9 protein-coding genes are annotated in these 15,305 nt (G+C 68.2%); 5 read left to right on the top strand and 4 right to left on the bottom strand.

Annotated features, from left to right (window positions below):
* Window positions 1–58: 58 nt before the first annotated feature.
* Complete coding sequence (locus tag AB0H42_RS18210; protein ID WP_357057110.1) at window positions 59–247, top strand: hypothetical protein; 189 nt, start codon at window positions 59–61, stop codon at window positions 245–247.
* Window positions 248–259: 12 nt separating this feature from the next.
* Complete coding sequence (locus AB0H42_RS18205) at window positions 260–766, top strand: flavin reductase family protein (protein WP_357057108.1); 507 nt, start codon at window positions 260–262, stop codon at window positions 764–766.
* Window positions 767–777: 11 nt separating this feature from the next.
* Here the strand turns inward: AB0H42_RS18205 and AB0H42_RS18200 are convergent, their stop codons facing one another.
* From AB0H42_RS18200 to AB0H42_RS18190, 3 genes are all read right to left on the bottom strand, one after another.
* The gene (locus AB0H42_RS18200) at window positions 778–1,863 is read right to left on the bottom strand and encodes an alpha/beta fold hydrolase (RefSeq protein ID WP_357057106.1); all 1,086 of its coding nucleotides are present in this window, start codon (window positions 1,861–1,863) and stop codon (window positions 778–780) included.
* Window positions 1,864–1,952: 89 nt separating this feature from the next.
* Complete coding sequence (locus tag AB0H42_RS18195) at window positions 1,953–3,227, bottom strand: cytochrome P450 (RefSeq protein ID WP_357057104.1); 1,275 nt, start codon at window positions 3,225–3,227, stop codon at window positions 1,953–1,955.
* Window positions 3,224–4,864 (bottom strand): AMP-binding protein, encoded by a 1,641-nt coding sequence (locus tag AB0H42_RS18190; RefSeq protein WP_357057102.1) that lies wholly within the window; start codon window positions 4,862–4,864, stop codon window positions 3,224–3,226. The genes AB0H42_RS18195 and AB0H42_RS18190 overlap by 4 nt, the downstream gene beginning before the upstream one ends.
* Window positions 4,865–5,261: 397 nt before the next feature.
* Here AB0H42_RS18190 and AB0H42_RS18185 point away from each other — a divergent pair, with 397 nt between their 5' ends.
* Genes AB0H42_RS18185 through AB0H42_RS18175 form a run of 3 tightly spaced genes read left to right on the top strand, consistent with a single transcriptional unit; the run spans window position 5,262 to window position 14,421 of the window.
* Window positions 5,262–6,200 carry a prenyltransferase/squalene oxidase repeat-containing protein gene (locus AB0H42_RS18185; RefSeq protein ID WP_357057100.1) on the top strand — a complete coding sequence of 313 codons (939 nt, stop codon included), beginning with the start codon at window positions 5,262–5,264 and terminating at the stop codon, window positions 6,198–6,200.
* The gene (locus AB0H42_RS18180) at window positions 6,197–13,579 is read left to right on the top strand and encodes an SDR family NAD(P)-dependent oxidoreductase (protein ID WP_357057098.1); all 7,383 of its coding nucleotides are present in this window, start codon (window positions 6,197–6,199) and stop codon (window positions 13,577–13,579) included. Before AB0H42_RS18185 ends, AB0H42_RS18180 begins: the two co-directional genes overlap by 4 nt.
* A 5-nt stretch (window positions 13,580–13,584) precedes the next feature.
* Window positions 13,585–14,421 (top strand): alpha/beta hydrolase, encoded by an 837-nt coding sequence (locus tag AB0H42_RS18175; RefSeq protein WP_357057304.1) that lies wholly within the window; start codon window positions 13,585–13,587, stop codon window positions 14,419–14,421.
* Window positions 14,422–14,433: 12 nt separating this feature from the next.
* On the opposite strand, the gene AB0H42_RS18170 is transcribed toward AB0H42_RS18175, so the two are convergent.
* Window positions 14,434–15,288 carry a MaoC/PaaZ C-terminal domain-containing protein gene (locus tag AB0H42_RS18170; protein WP_357057096.1) on the bottom strand — a complete coding sequence of 285 codons (855 nt, stop codon included), beginning with the start codon at window positions 15,286–15,288 and terminating at the stop codon, window positions 14,434–14,436.
* Between the last annotated feature and the right edge of the window lie 17 nt (window positions 15,289–15,305).

The following is a 15,305-nucleotide window of genomic DNA, read 5'->3' as shown; positions in this document are numbered from 1 at the left end:
CCAGCAATACCGGCGAGTAACCTGCCTGAGCGAGCGGTCCGCGGAATCCGGGACGCCGGTGGCGGAACCGGAGCGGGACCTCGTCCGTTTCGTGGGCCGCGTCGTCCATGCCCGCGAGGTGGCCGATGTGGTGACCTTCTCGGCGTTCCCGCGCAGTATCGCCATCACCGGCGGCGCCGTCGCGGTGGGCTGCGGTGTCCCGGGCGGTCTACTACTGACGGCGGTCCGGGCGCCGGGGCCGCCCTGATATACACGGCATATGCCGGCGAACACACACTCCGAGCCCGACGCCTTCGACGATCTGGTGGCCGCCGCCGACGCGCCCGTGTACATCGTCACCCTGGCCGCGGGCGGTGAACGGTCCGGGTGCCTGGTCGGATTCGCGTCCCAGGTCGGGATCGACCCCGCCCGGTTCCTGGTCTGCCTTTCCGAGACCAATCACACCTTCCGGGTCGCGCCGGGCGCGGAGTTCGCCGCCGTGCACCTGGTCGGTGCGCACAACGCGGAACTCGCCGCACTGTTCGGGGCGCAGACCGGCGACGAGATCGACAAATTCGACCGGTGCCGCTGGCGCTCCGGCCCGCACGGGGTCCCGATCCTGCTCGACGCCGTGGCCTGGTTCTGCGGTCGCATCCTCACCCGGCACGATTTCGGTGACCACGTCGGCCTGGTGCTGGCGCCCGAGGACGCCGTGGCCCCGGCCTCCGCGCCGGCCGTGCTGCGCCTCCACGATGTCGCCGGCCTGCGGCCCGGTCATCCGGCGTGAGCCCGGCCGCGTCAGAGGTCGCCGGTGGTGATCCAGTGGTTCATGGCCGCGAAGGTGGCGGGTGCGCTGGGGTGCAGGGTGAGATTGTGGGCGACCCCGGGGGCGACCAGTGCGTCGAAATCTGCGGCGCCACTGTAGTAAGGCGCCTCGTTGGCCGCGATCGACGCGGCGTCGCGGCAGCTGACCGTGAAGTTGCAGAAGATGTTGTCCTCGGCACCCATCACCACCAGGACAGGGGCGGTGATCGCGCGGCTCGTGTTGACCGGCGCGGGGCTCAGCAGCGTGGTCATGGATTCGGCGACCTCGCCGACCGTGGTGAGGTCCTTGGTGCGTTCGTCGTGTGCGATCACGGCGGGGTCGGCGGTGCGCGGATCGTAGAACGCGGCGCCGCGCCGGCCGGGCAGTGTTGTCAGGTAGCCGGAGTCGGTGTCGCGGCCCGCCGCGATCGGGTCGAGGGCGGCCGGGTAGAGACTGGTGAAGAACCCGGTGGAGTTGAGCCCCACCCCGGGCAGGTGGATGACGCCGGTCAGGATCACCCGGTCCAGATCGTGCCAGCGTGAGGCCTCGTGCGTGAGGGTCGCCGAACCCAGCGAATGACCGACCGCATTGACCTCGTCGTAGCCCGCGCGGTGCACCCAGCCGATCAGCTGATGCAGGACGTAGGCGTCACTGGATACGGTCAGCTCCCCGCTGGCCGGGCGAGTACTGGCGCCGGTGCCGAGACGGTCGAAGTTGAAGGTCGCCCGCCCGGCGGCCAAGGTGTCGTCGACGTAGGAGTAGGTCTCCGGATCGAACGAGGAGTCCCAATACTCCCGGTTGTAGGTCGCACCCGCGACCAGCACGTCGGCCTGCCGCGGGCCGTCCGCCCAGCGCCGCGGAGTGCAGAAGGTCGCGGCGACGGTGTTGTCCGCCGGCCCGCCCTCGGTGACCGCTACCGGGACCGATACCTCCCGGCATGACCCGGGCTTGTCGTAGTTCGCGGCGGCAGGTGCGGCGCCGGTGGCGATCGCGGCGAGCAGCGCCGCCGACAGCAGCGATACTCGGCGTGCGGTGGCGGTCCAACGGCGGTGGGCTGGAGACAGGTATGGACAGGGCATCGTTCACCTCGGGTAGCGCTGGTCGTCGAAAGCCGGACGGGGTCGAATCGGAAGGTCGGTGGTAGCCACCCGTCACCGGAGAAGGGGATTCAGTCGTCTGTGCGCACGAGCAGGTGCCGTGGGCCGCGAATGACCCGGGACGGGCAGTACACGGGCGCGCCCACCGCTCGCACCCGGGGGAAACGGCGGTAGAGGCCGCGCAACGCGATCTCACCCTCCATCCGGGCCAGCCCCGCGCCCAGGCAGTAGTGCACACCGGCCGCGAACGCCAGATGTTCCCGTGCGTTCGGCCGGGTGATATCGAAGCGGGCGGGGTCGGTGAACACCGCTGGATCGCGGTTGGCGGCAGCCAGCAGGGCCACCACGGGGGTGCCCTTGGTCAGCTGACGACCGGCCAGTTCGAGTGGCTCGCCCACCACTCGGACGCTGTACTGTGCCGGGGCTTCCCACCGCAGCGTCTCCTCCACCACGGCACCGGCCAGCCCTGGGTCGGCGGCGAACATCTCGTGCTGTTCGGGATTGTGCGACAGCGCGATCACCGCGTTGCCGATGATATTGGCGGTGGTGACGAATCCGCCGATGAGCAGTGCCTGGCAGGTCGCCACCAGCCCGGCTTCGGTCATCGCGCCATCCTCGACCGCGCCGCCGAGCGCAGTGATCAGATCCGCGCCGGGCTCGGCCCGCCGTTTCGCGACCGCCGCCGCAAAATAGTCGGTGAGCTCGGCGAGCAGCACTCCAGTGCGCCGGCGCTCGCGTGCGCCCCGGGCTCCGTCCACTGTCGCGCCGAATTCGATTCCCCAGCGCGCGAAATGATCATGGTCGGCAGCCGGGAGACCGAGCAGCTCGGCGATGACCAGGCTCGGGATGCGCAGCGCGAAGGCATCGATGAGATCCACCGGTTCCCCGCTGTCGAGAGTGTCCAGCTGTCGCTCGACCAGTTCTTCGACGAATTCACGGCGTGCGCGTAGCTGCGCGGCACCGAACAGCGGAGCAACGAGTTTGCGCAGCGCGGTGTGCTCCGGTGGGTTCGCGGAAGCGAGGGAGTCGTCGAGCGGGTGCACCAGGAAATCGGTCCGCTGCCCCGGCAGTGGACGCAGCTTCAGCCGGACTGCGGAGGTGGGCGCGACCCTGAACCGATTGTCGCGCAGTACTTCGTTGCACACTGTGTGTGAGGCGGACATACACAATCCGCTGCGCCCGCGAACCAGATCACCGCGGGCCCGGATTCGCTCGTAGTGGGCGTGGCCGTCGCTGCCCCGCGGCAAATTCAGCACCGATGCCACGGGATCGCCCAGCAGCGTGGAGGTGTGCAGGCGCAGTGAGTTCCGGTACAGCCGGGTGATGGTGCGTAATTCACCGCTCATCGGATCTCCTGCGGTGCGTGTAGCTTCGGGGCGCGGTCGATACCTCGGTCGGCCAGTTCGTCCCGGATACGTTCGCGCAAGACATACTTTTTGATCTTGGTACCCGACATGGGCCATTCGTCGACGAACCGTACGTAGCGCGGCGCTCGATAAGTCGCGATGCTGCCGAGGCAGTAGTCGATGATCTCCTGTTCGGTGACCGTCGCGCCCGGCACGAGTTCGATGAAGGCGGCCGGGACCTCGACGTAGTAGGAATCCGGCGCGGCGACCACCTGCACGATATGAACCGCGGGGTGGCGGAGCAGGAAATCCTCCACCTCGACCGCGGAGACGTTCTCGCCGCCCACTTTCAGCATGTCCTTGAGGCGGCTCACGAAAGTAACCCGGCCCTCGGCGTCCATCACCGCTACATCACCGGTGTGGAACCAGCCCTTGTCGTCGAAACATCTCGCGGTCAGTTCCGGATCGTGCAGGTAGCCGTCGAAGCAGTTGGTCCCACGGAACAGCAATTCACCTTCCGAACCGGGTGGCAGGTCGAGCCCCGTCTCGGGATCGACCACCCGGCATTGCATTCCGGGCAGGGGCCGGCCGCCGGTGGTGGTGCGCTGCTCCTGGGTATCGGTTTGCTCGCTCAGCGAAAGGAAGGAGGACGCCTCGGTCATCCCGAAGCAGGAGACCTGCACGGCGTGCGGAAGACGGTGTGCCATCTCGCGGACACGTTCGGGGACACCGACGGTCATCACCAGGCGCAGTGCCGACAGATCGCTGGTCGCGAAGTCGGGATGGTTCAGCACCGGCAGCCACACCGTCTCGAAGCCGGGCAGGGCGACCGTGGCGCGTTGCGTCTCCAGTTGTTCCAGCGCGGCGGCCGGACTGAAGAGGCCGACATGACAGTAGGTGCACCCGGCGTAGATGCTGGCGATCGCGAAGGCGACAGCGCCGATGTGGAACAGCGGCAGTGGTGTCCACACGCGGTCGTCGTCCACGAGTTCGAGCCGGGAGTGCGCGGCGCCGGACGCGAAGCGGATCAGCGCCTCGTGGCTGATCATGGCGCCCTTCGGGCTGGCGGAGGTGCCGGAGGTGTACATGACCACCGCGGTATCGCGGACGCGGACGTAGCGGCTGCGCTCGCGAACGGCGCCGGGTTCCAGCTCCGCTGCCGCGTCGAGGAATTCGCTTTCGCCGCGGACGCCCGAAGGCGGTTCGCCCGTACCCAGCTGGATCACCTCGCGGAGCCGCTCGGACTGCTGCCGTACCGGATCGGGAACCGGCGTGCCGGAATGGACGAGAAGCAGTCGCATCCGGGAGTGGTTCACCACCTGAGCGAGTTCGTGTTCCTTGAACCGGCTGTTGATCGGGACCGGCAGGGCACCGATGCGCGTCACCGCGATGAGCGCGGCAAGGGAATCGGGGCAGTTGGGCAGCAGAATTCCGACCGTATCGCCGATATCGACCCCGGCGGCGAGTAGTCCGCGGGCGAGCAGGTCGGCACGTGCCGACAGTTGCGCATAGGTCACCTCGGCATCCGGGAAGACCAGTGCGGCGCGTCCGGGATGTTCGTGCGCCCGCCGATCCAGCAGATCGCCCAGTGTCGTGACCTCGACCCAGTGACGCGGCCCGAAATCTCCACGGCTCATTTCGTGACTCCAAATCCACCGGATCAGCGCCTCCGGCAGCGGGAACGTACCGCACCGAATGCGGCGCCGCAAACGGTAGCTCGAATGCCGAGGAGAAGTATCGCGATGCCGGCGCGAGAGGCCCCGGGGCCGGACAAAGGGCCTCTCTTTTCCTCGATTTCGTGTGTCTGCGCAAGTTCGCTGCTTCCCATTTTTGGGAATCGCGCAGGCGGTTGCGCTGTGTTAGCTTCGCCGATGTCGGCGTACCGTTCGCCGTCAGAATGTTCCCGGCGGTGCGCGGAGTGAGAATGAACGATCAGAATACTTCTGGCTGCTGCAATTTTCCGAAAAACCTCCCTCTTTAATCGGCATGCTTTCCGTTCATTTCGAGAAACGTTCACTGTCGGTCCATCGAGTCGTGACCGAGGCCTGTGAGTACTTCCGCGCGGTCCAGCAGCCGGACGGCTCGATCGCCGAGGATCCGTCGATCCTGGTGTTCCAGGAGTGGGACTCGGTCAACGCGCTGAAGGCTATCGCGTTGTGGCGGAGCGACATATCTGCCGACTTCCGCACGGTGACCGATCGGATACTCGCCTTTCTGGCCGGTCGTGAGAAGCCGACCGGGATGCTCAGCTGGGGCGCGACCGAGATCGGGCCCGCCGAGTACTGTACGGAGACCAGCAGCGAGTACATTTCGTCGCTGGCGCTCCTCGGGCACGGTGAAAGGGCCCGGCAAAAAGCGGAATTCTTGCGGAGCAGGCAGCTGACGGACGGGCCCTGGGAAGAAGTGCACAGTCATATTCCCAGAGCATTTCAGTTGGAGCCCTCGGTAACCGGGTTTGCCCTGTGCGCGCTCGATGAGGCCGGGGTCGATCCGGACAATCTCGACGAAGCCCTCGACTTTCTCGCTGATAAACAGGCAGACGACGGTCATTTCGGGATCAACTGGTACTACTACTGCACGTATTACTACCTCATGCGCCCCGCGGTTGCCGCGCTCGTACAATTCGGCAACTACGCCGCCGCGGCTCGAGCACGTGATTTCGTGCTGAAACACCAGCGACCGGACGGCAGCTGGTTCTCCGAGGTCCCCGGATTCCGCGGGGAGCCGTCGGTATCCGAGCTGCAAACCGCGCTCGCATTGATGACCCTCGCCCAGACCGGGATGGGGATCGCCGAACCCCCGGTGCGGCGCGCGGTGGACTGGCTGCTGGACCGGCGCCGTGACGACGGCTCCTGGTTCGGTGGCCGCTACCCGTACCCGGAGACCGAAAGTTACAGCTCGTTTCGCGCGACCCAGGACGTCTACACCACGGCGCAGGTGCTCGCCGCCTTCAAATATCTGGAGCAGCAATGAACTACAGCGACGGCGAGCCCGTGGCCATCGTCGGCATCGGTTGCCGGCTTCCCGGCGGCGTCTCCGGACCCGGGGACCTGTGGGAACTGCTCGAGCAAGGCGTAGATGCGATCACACCCACCCCCGACGACCGCTGGGACGTCGACCGGTTCTATTCACCGAAACCACAGCAGCCCGGGCGGATCAGTGCGCGGCGGGGCGGCTATCTGGCCGAGGTCGACACCTTCGACGCCGCCTTCTTCGGAATCTCGGGACGTATCGCCGAACAGATGGACCCGCAGCAGCGGCAGCTGCTGGAGGTGGCCTGGGAGACCTTCGAAGACGCGGGTATGGTGCCCGGCGCCGCCGCGGGCACCCGGACCGGTGTGTTCGTCGGCGCGTGCAGCCAGGATTACGGTGCGCTCCAATCCGCACCCGGTGAGGTGGAGGGGCTCGGCCCGCATTCGGCCACCGGCACCTTCATGAGCATCGTCTCCAATCGCCTGTCCTACACGTTCGACCTGCGCGGGCCCAGTATGACCATCGATACGGCGTGCTCGTCGTCGCTGGTCGCGGTGCACTTGGCGGTGGAGAGCCTGCGCCGCGGGGAGAGCGAACTGGCCCTGGCCGGCGGGGTGAACCTGATGCTGACACCGCAGTTCGGTATCGCGCTCAGCCAAGCCGCCATGCTTTCACCGGACGGCCGGTCCCGGGCGTTCGACGCCTCGGCCAACGGCTATGTACGCGGTGAGGGAGTGGGGCTGGTACTACTGAAACCGCTGAGCGCCGCCCGCGCCGCCGGTGACCGGATCTATGCGCTGATCCACGGCAGCGCGGTCAACCAGGACGGCCGTACCCAGGGCATCACGGTGCCCAGCGGTGAATCGCAGGAGGCCAACTTCCGTGCCGCGCTGGCGGCGGCGGGGGTCGCACCCGCCGAGGTCGGCTACGTGGAGGCGCACGGAACCGGTACGCCGGTGGGCGACCCGATCGAGGCGAACGCGCTCGGCCGGGTGCTGAGTACCGGACGCGCGCCGGGCCGTGCCGCGCTGCTCGGGTCGATCAAGACGAATATCGGTCACCTCGAGGCCGCCGCGGGTATCGCCGGCCTGATCAAGGCCGCCCTGTGTGTGCGGTATCGGCGGGTGCCGCCCAGCCTGCACTACCGTGCGGGAAATCCGGATATCGACTTCGAGACATTGCCGATCGTGGTTGCCGCGACCGGGCAGCAGTGGCCCACGGGACATCCGGTGGCCTACGCCAGCGTCAACTCCTTCGGCTTCGGCGGTACGAACGCCAATGTCGTACTGGGTGAAGCGATCGAGGCCCCCGGATCGGTGCCCGCGCCCACCGGACCCGAGTCCGGCGTGGTACCGACCGTGCTCACTTTCAGCGCACGCAGTGCGGCAGCGCTCGATGAGCTGGGTGCGCGGCACGCGCAGGCTCTCGACGCGGCCGATGACCTGGTCTCCTACGGTGCCGTCACGGCGCTGCGGCGCGGTCATCACGAATTCCGCGGGGCCGTCGTCGCCCGCGATACGGTGGAGGCCGCCGCGAAACTGCGGGCGGGCGAGGTGATCACCGGCCAGGCGCGCCGCGGCGGCGGGAAGGTCGCGTTCGTCTTCAACGGGCAGGGACCACAGTGGTACGCGATGGGCCGCACCCTGCTGGAGACCTCCCCGGTGTACCGGGACAAGATCCTCGAATGCGACCGGACGGCCCGCCGGTACATCGACTGGTCCATCCACGAAGCGCTCACCGCCGACGAGGATTCGTCGCGTATCGGGGAGACCCGCTACCTGCAGCCGACGATGTTCGCCGTGCAGGTGGCGCTGGTCGAGCTCTGGCGTTCCTGGGGTGTCGAGCCGGACGCGGTGGTCGGCCATAGTATGGGTGAGATCGCGGCCGCGCATGTCTCGGGGGCCCTGAGTCTGTCCGAGGCGCTGAAGGTGATCTGTCACCGGGCGCGGATCCAGGACTGCGCAGATCCGACCGGCGGTATGATGTTCGTCGCGGTCCCCGGGGCGCAGGCCGGGGAACTGGCCGCGCAGCACCCCGACGAGGTGTGGGTATCGGCGCTGAACAGCCCGAAGGCGAGCACTCTGTCCGGGCGGCGTCCGGTGCTCGAGGCGCTGGCGACCGAGTTGGCCGATCGCGGTGTCTTCGCGCGGCTGCTGCGGGTGAACTGCGCCTGTCACAGCCGGGATATGGACCCGCTGCGCGAGGAACTACTCGACGCGCTCGGCGAGATCGCGTATTCCGAGACCGAGATCCCGCTGTACTCGACGCTCACCGGCGCCCGTATCGAAGGGTCGGAACTCGGCACCGAGTACTGGTGGCGCAACTTCCGGCAACCGGTGCTGTTCGAATCGGCGATCCGCGCGATGCTGGCGGACGGCTACGACACTTTCGTCGAGTTGAGCCCGCATCCGGTACTGGCCAATTCGGTCACCGAAATCTCCGCCGAGGCCACCATCGTGCCGTCGCTCATGCGGAAGAAGGACGACTGGGCGGTATTCCTGGATACTTTCGCCAGGCTCTACACCGGTGGAGGTGCGGTGGACTGGCAGCGGCGCCATCCGGCCGGTGTTCCGGTACTGGATGTGCCCAAGAATCCGTGGATCAGACAGTCGTTCTGGAACGAGAGTGCGGTCTCGCAGCGTTACCGGACCGGTGGGCAGCACCATCCGATGCTCAAACCGGTGGACGGTGCCCGGCCGAGCTGGGAGATCAGTTGGGACGACCACCGGCTGTCCTGGGTCCGCGAGCACGAGGTATTCGGTTCGGTGATCGTGCCCGGCGCCGCCTACATCGAGGCAGCCCTGGCCGCGGCGGCCGAGGCGACGGGACAGTCGTGCGCGCTGGAGTTCGTGGAGTTCGAGCGAGCGTGCGTGCTGTCCGACGAACCGCAGATCAGCCGGCTCGAACTCGACCCGGAGGACGGGACCTTCGAATTCCATCAGCGCTCGGTGCGCGGGGATACCTGGTTGCGCAATGCGCGCGGGCGCTTCCATGTCCTGGACTCCGGCGCCGCGAGCACCGAACTCTTCGACCTGGCCGCGATCCGCGCACGGTGCACAGCCACCGCGAAAGCCATCGATGTGTACGGCCGTTTCGCCGAGAGCGGCTATGCCTACGGGCCCGCTTTCTGCGGTATCGATCGGATAGATATCGGACCGGGCGAGGCGCTCGCCCGAATCCAGGTCCCGCGGGTACTGCGCCGCCGCGGTGACGGCTATCTGTTCCATCCCGCGGTGCTCGACGCCTGCTTCCAGAGCGCGATCCTGCACCCGGTACCACGGTATCCCGGCCGCCTGCTGCCGATCAGCTACTTGCCCACCGGTATCGAGCGGGTCCGGGTGTACGACCGGGTCGAGTTGCCGGTGTGGTGCTACACCCGGCCGCGCAAGAACGACGACACCCTGCTCGTCGATATCTACCTGCTCGATGATTCGGGCGCGGTGGTCGCCGAGTACACCTCGCTGTCCGGTAAGGCGGTGCGTGCGCGTACCGACAGCGAGGCCGCCGGTCTGGATGAGCACTTCTACTCGCTCGAATGGCGGTCGGCCGGTCCGGTGACGCCGCCTGAGCGCAGCGCGTTCACCGCGGATCCCACGGCACTCGCCGCCGAGATCGCCCCGCTGGCCGGTCTGCTGTCGCAGCGGCTCGGCAGCGCCGCCTACGCCACCGGCTACCAGCGCGGTATCGCCAGGTTGTGCGCGACCTATGTGGCCCGCTGCCTGGACGCGTTCGGACCCGCGGACGAGTTCACGGTGGCGGAGCTTCCCGGTCTGCTCCCGAAATATCGCCGCGCCCTCGACGGTTTGCTGCGGCTGCTCGTCGACGACGGCACACTGCGCGTGAGCGGCGAGCAGTACCACCGCACCGCGACGGACGCCGACGACGCGGAGGCGCAGTGGGCAGCCCTGTTCGCCGAACATCCCTCCTGCGCATGGGAATTACTGCTGCTGCGCCGGACCGGGCCGTGCTTGTACGAGGTGCTGACCGGCACCGCCGATCCGATCGAGCTACTGTTCGCCGACGGGTCCCTGGTGGACCTCGAGGCCATCTATCAGAATTCGCCGATCGCCCGGTTCTACAACGTGCTGGGACGGGAGGTGCTGCGCCGGCTGGCCGGCTCCGCCGATCCGCGGCGCACCATCCGCGTATTGGAAGTCGGTGGCGGCACCGGCGGGCTCACCGCGAGCCTGCTGCCCGTGCTGCCCGCCGACCGCTCCGAGTACGTCTTCACCGATATCTCGCCGGCGTTCCTCGCCTCGGCCCGGGAACGTTTCGCCGCCCACGATTTCGTGGACTACCGGGTGTTGGATATCGAACACGATCCGGCTGCGCAGGGCATCGATCCCGCAGCGTTCGATCTGGTGGTGGCCTCCGATGTGGTGCACGCGACCGCCGATGCCAAGAAAACGCTGCTCTACCTGCAGGACATGCTCGCACCGGGTGGAATGCTCATGCTGCTGGAGGCGACCCCGGGCAACCGCTGGCTGGATCTGACCTTCGGTCTCACCGAGGGCTGGTGGTCGTTCCGGGATCAGCGCGTGCGACCGGAGACACCGCTGCTGGCAGCGGCGGGCTGGGAAGACCTGCTGCGGTCGCTGGATTTCGATGAGGTGGTGGTGCTGGGGGATCCGGCGCATTCCGGCGCCGGATCGCAGTCGGTGATCGTGGCCCGTACGGCCGCCGAACAGTTGGTGCCGGCGGCCCCCGCGGTTCTCGCGGAGCCGCCGGGCACCTGGCTCGTCCTCGCCGACAGCGATCCGCTGGCCGAAGAGCTGGCCGGCGATGTAGAACAGCACGGCGGCCGCGCCGTCGTGGTGCGCGGCCCGGACGATATCGACCTCGGCGAAGTGGCGCCCGCCGCGATCATCGATATGCGCAGTGGCCGAGGTGGTCCCTTCGAGGAGGAGCTCACCGCGACGACCCTCGCCGTGCTCGAACTGCTGCGCCGGGTCTGCCGCGAGGAGCATTCGGAATGGCCGCGGGTGATCGAAGTGACCAGGGGCGCGCATGCCTTCCGGGGTACGCACACCGACCCCGCCGGTGCGGCGGTATGGGGCCTGGCGGCGGTGGTGGCCGTGGAACTGCCGCGGTTGCGATTCACCGCGCTGGACCTGGACATCGAACCGGCATCCGGAGACCTCGCCGCCGTCCGGGCCGAGATACTCGCCGACGGGCGCGAACGCGAAGTTCTGGTCCGCGGTGGTGAACGGTTCGTCCGCCGACTCGAAACCTGGTCGCCGCGACCGGAGTCGGTTTCCGGCGTGGCCGTGCCGCGGGAGCACGGCTTCCTGCTGACCTCGGCGGCACCGGGCGCGCTGGACTCACTGGGATACCACCAGCGTGACCGGATCGCGCCCGCGGCCGGGGAAGTCGAGATCGAAGTGGTCTCGGCCGGGCTGAACTTCCTGGACGTGATGATCGCACTCGGTCAGATCCCGCCGCTGGAATCGGCCACCGAGCCGCGTTTCGGTGCCGAATGCGCCGGGGTGATCACCCGGGTCGGCAGTGGGGTGCGGGATCTGCGTGTGGGTGCGGCGGTGGTGGCGGTCAGCCCGGCACAGGGCAGTCTCGCCACCCACCTCACCGTCTCGGCGGACCATGTGGTCCCGAAACCGGAGACGCTCGGCTTCGACGCCGCCGGATCGCTCCCCATTGTCTTCCTCACCGCGTGGTATGCCCTGCACGAACTCGCCCGGATCGGTGCGGGGGAGCGGGTCCTGATCCACGCCGGCACCGGCGGCACCGGTCTGGCCGCCGTGCAGATCGCCCGCGCGGCCGGCGCCGAGGTGTTCGCGACCGCCGGCAGTCCCGCCAAACGCGACCTGCTGCGTACACTCGGGGTCCGCGAAGTGTTCGATTCGCGCTCACTGGATTTCGCCGACCGGATCCGCGCGGCGACCGGGGGCGCGGGTGTCGATGTGGTGCTGAACTCCCTGGCCGGGGAAGGGGCCGCGCGTAGTCTGGCCTGCCTGGCCCCCTATGGGCGCTTCGTCGAACTGGGCAAACGGGATCTGCTGCAGGACCGCAGGATGGGTTTACGTCCGTTCCTGCGCAATCTCACCTACTTCGCCTTCGATCTGCGGCAGTTACTGGTGGACCGACCGGAAGCGACGAAGACGGTGTTCCGTGCGCTGATGCGGCGTTTCGACTCCGGCGAGCTGCGGCCGCTGCCGTACCGGGTCTTCCATCCCGCGCAGACCGAGGCGGCGTTCCGGCATCTGGCCGCCGCTCGTCATGTCGGCAAGGTGGTGCTGGCGATGAGCGAACGGGATGTCGCGGTGGTCCGGCCGCCTCGGACGCCCTCGTTCGACGGTACCTGGCTGGTCACCGGCGGTCTCGGCGGTTTCGGGCTGGCGATGGCGGAGGCGCTGGCGGCCTCCGGGGTGCGCAGCCTGGTCCTGCTCGGCCGTTCCGGGATCGGTGGCGAGGAACAGGCGGCGCGGGTCGAGGCCCTGCGCGACCGCGGCATACAGGTGACGGTCGAGGCCGCGGATGTCTCCGCGCGCGCCGAGCTGGCCGCTGTCCTGGACCGGATCGAGGACCGGCTGCCGCCGCTGCGCGGGGTGCTGCACTGCGCGATGGTGCTGGACGACGCGCTGCTGGCCGATCTGGACGCCGAGCGAGTACGCAGAGTGCTGGCGGCCAAGGCTTTCGGGGCGCAGTACCTCGACGAGCTGACCGCCGGTCTGCCCCTGGAAGCCTTCGTGCTGTTCTCGTCGGCGACCTCGATGGTGGGTAACCGGGGACAGGGCAACTACGCGGTGGCCAACGCTTTCCTCGATCAGCTGGCCCATACGCGACGGGCGCGTGGCCAGGTGGCGCTGTCGGTGAACTGGGGCGCGATCTCGGATACCGGCTACGTGGCCAGGCACGACGATATCGGCCGTTTCGTGGCCGCGACCGGGATGCGCGGGTTCACTGCCGAAGCCGCCTATCGGGCGCTGACGACACTGTGGTCCGGTACCGCCGCGCAGGTCGGAGTCCTGCCGATGGACTGGGCGCAGTTCTTCGGTCATCACGGCATCACCCCGCAGACCCATCCCCGCTACGAGCGGCTGGCCGCCCGGGCCACCGGAACGGCCGCCGCTACCGTGGGTGGTTCGCTGCGGCAGCATTTGGACGGCTGCGGCGCGGATGATCGCGCCGAACTGCTGAGTGGCGCGCTGAAAATTCGCCTGGCCGCCGTGCTCGGTATCCCGCTCGACACGCTGGACGAGAACATGCCGCTGATGGACTATTTGGATTCGCTGCTCGCGGTGGAGATCAGCGCCTGGCTGGAACGGGAGCTGGCGACCAAGGTCACGATCATGGAATTGATGAAGGGCCCGAGTGTGCTGCAGTTGTCGGACCTGGTGCTGGAACGGCTGGACCGCCGGTGACCACGATGGACGAGGTGTCCTTCCCGCTACCGAAGGCCGGTATCACCGTGCGCGGCCGGCGCCAGCGGGGCGGTAGTGGACTGCCCGTGCTGTGCCTGCACGGCATCCTGGACAACTGCGCCGGATTCGATCCGCTGGCCGAACACCTCGGCGGCGTGGACCTGATCGCGATCGACCTCCCCGGCCACGGGCTGTCCGACCCGGTGCCATCGGTCACCTGTGGCTACCTCGATTACGCGGCCTGCGTACTCGAACTGGCCCACACCCAGGGCTGGGACCGGTTCCGGCTGATCGGTCATTCGCTCGGCGGCGCGGTGTCCTCGCTCGTCGCCGGAATCCATCCGGACAAGGTCGATCGGCTGATACTCATCGACGCCATCGGGCCATTGTCCGCGGGCCCGGACCAGGCGGTGTCCGGCATCGCCCGGTATCTCGACACCTATCTCCGTGGCGACCGGCATCCGGTGTACCGCAGCCGGATACACGCCGTGAAAACCCGGGTCCAGCTCGCCGATATTCTCCTCGACACGGCGGAACTGCTGGTGGCGCGGGATCTGATCGAAGTAGCGGGGGGATTCTCCTGGCGCCACGACGTGCGGCTCAATCGCGGTATCACGCCGACTCTCGCCGAGGAGCAGGTTTTGGCCTTCCTGGGCGGGATCACCGCGCCCACACTACTGGTGGCGGCCGAGCGCACCGCGCTGGTGGAGCCCTACTATCCGGCGCGGATCGGCATCGTCCCGAAGCTGCGCCAGGTCACGCTTCCCGGCGGACACCATCTGCACATCGAGAACGCCCACGCTGTAGCGATGGAGATCGCCGCGTTCCTGGTCTCGGGGTGAGGGCCGAGATCCTCATCCGGTGCGCAGGACACCCGTCAGTACGGGCTCGTCCCCGCGTTCGGGAACGGTGGTGCGGTAGTGGTGTGCACCGTCGCCGGTCCAGACCCGCGTGCACAGTGATTCGCCGGGGAACACGATGCCGGTGAATCGTCCGGTGTAGGTGTGCACGCGGGCGATATCCGCGTCGAGGAGGGCGTCGACCAGCGCCGCGCAGACCATCGCGTAGGTACATACCCCCTGCATGATCGGACGATCCAGACCGGCCGCGCGGGCGAAGGTCGTATCGGTGTGCACATTGCCGTGCATCGAGTTGTTCTTCCCGCAGCGCTGGTACCACACGGCCTGCTGGTCGTCGGTACGGACGACGACCTCCACGTCCGCGGGACGGGCCGGGACGGGCGGGTCCGCCGGACGGACGGCAGGCCTGGTGGCGGTACCCTCGCCGCGCGCATGGATCCGGGAAATCCCGGAAACCAGCGTCACCCCGTCGGCCCCGACGAGGTCGGTGCGCTGCACCAGAACCGCGGCGGAACCGCGATTCTCGATATCGAGTACCCGGCTGTGGCACCAGGCGGTTCCGGACTCCGGTATCCGGGCGTGTACCCGCAGTTCTTGCTCCTGCTGCAGCAGAGTGGCCAGCTGCAATCGGAGACCGGGAAAGCGGATCTCCGGTGGCTGCCGGTGATAGAAATCCGGGGAGGCGACACCGAAGGCGCCGGGTGCGGTCATGGCGAAGGTGGGCAGGAGCCCGGTCTGCCGGTGCGGCTGGCCGACAGCGTGCCGATAGCGCCGCGCATCGCCCTCGTCCCATCGGAACTCCTGCGCCGGGATCACCAGCCCGGTCGCGGTCGGCACATCTATGGGCATCGATGGTGGTCCTGCTG

The organism is Nocardia sp. NPDC050799 (assembly GCF_040654015.1).
Lineage (GTDB): Bacteria > Actinomycetota > Actinomycetes > Mycobacteriales > Mycobacteriaceae > Nocardia.
The sequence above is the reverse complement of the archived record's forward strand: the minus strand, read 5'-3'. Positions and strand labels throughout refer to the sequence as shown.

What these genes read in the sequence shown, in the direction of transcription:
- AB0H42_RS18180 (WP_357057098.1), top strand. Translation starts at nt 6,197, where the DNA reads ATGAACTACAGCGACGGCGAGCCCGTGGCCATCGTCGGCATCGGTTGC.
- AB0H42_RS18190 (WP_357057102.1), bottom strand. Translation starts at nt 4,864, where the DNA reads ATGAGCCGTGGAGATTTCGGGCCGCGTCACTGGGTCGAGGTCACGACA.
- AB0H42_RS18195 (WP_357057104.1), bottom strand. Translation starts at nt 3,227, where the DNA reads ATGAGCGGTGAATTACGCACCATCACCCGGCTGTACCGGAACTCACTG.
- AB0H42_RS18175 (WP_357057304.1), top strand. Translation starts at nt 13,585, where the DNA reads ATGGACGAGGTGTCCTTCCCGCTACCGAAGGCCGGTATCACCGTGCGC.
- AB0H42_RS18170 (WP_357057096.1), bottom strand. Translation starts at nt 15,288, where the DNA reads ATGCCCATAGATGTGCCGACCGCGACCGGGCTGGTGATCCCGGCGCAG.
- AB0H42_RS18205 (WP_357057108.1), top strand. Translation starts at nt 260, where the DNA reads ATGCCGGCGAACACACACTCCGAGCCCGACGCCTTCGACGATCTGGTG.
- AB0H42_RS18200 (WP_357057106.1), bottom strand. Translation starts at nt 1,863, where the DNA reads ATGCCCTGTCCATACCTGTCTCCAGCCCACCGCCGTTGGACCGCCACC.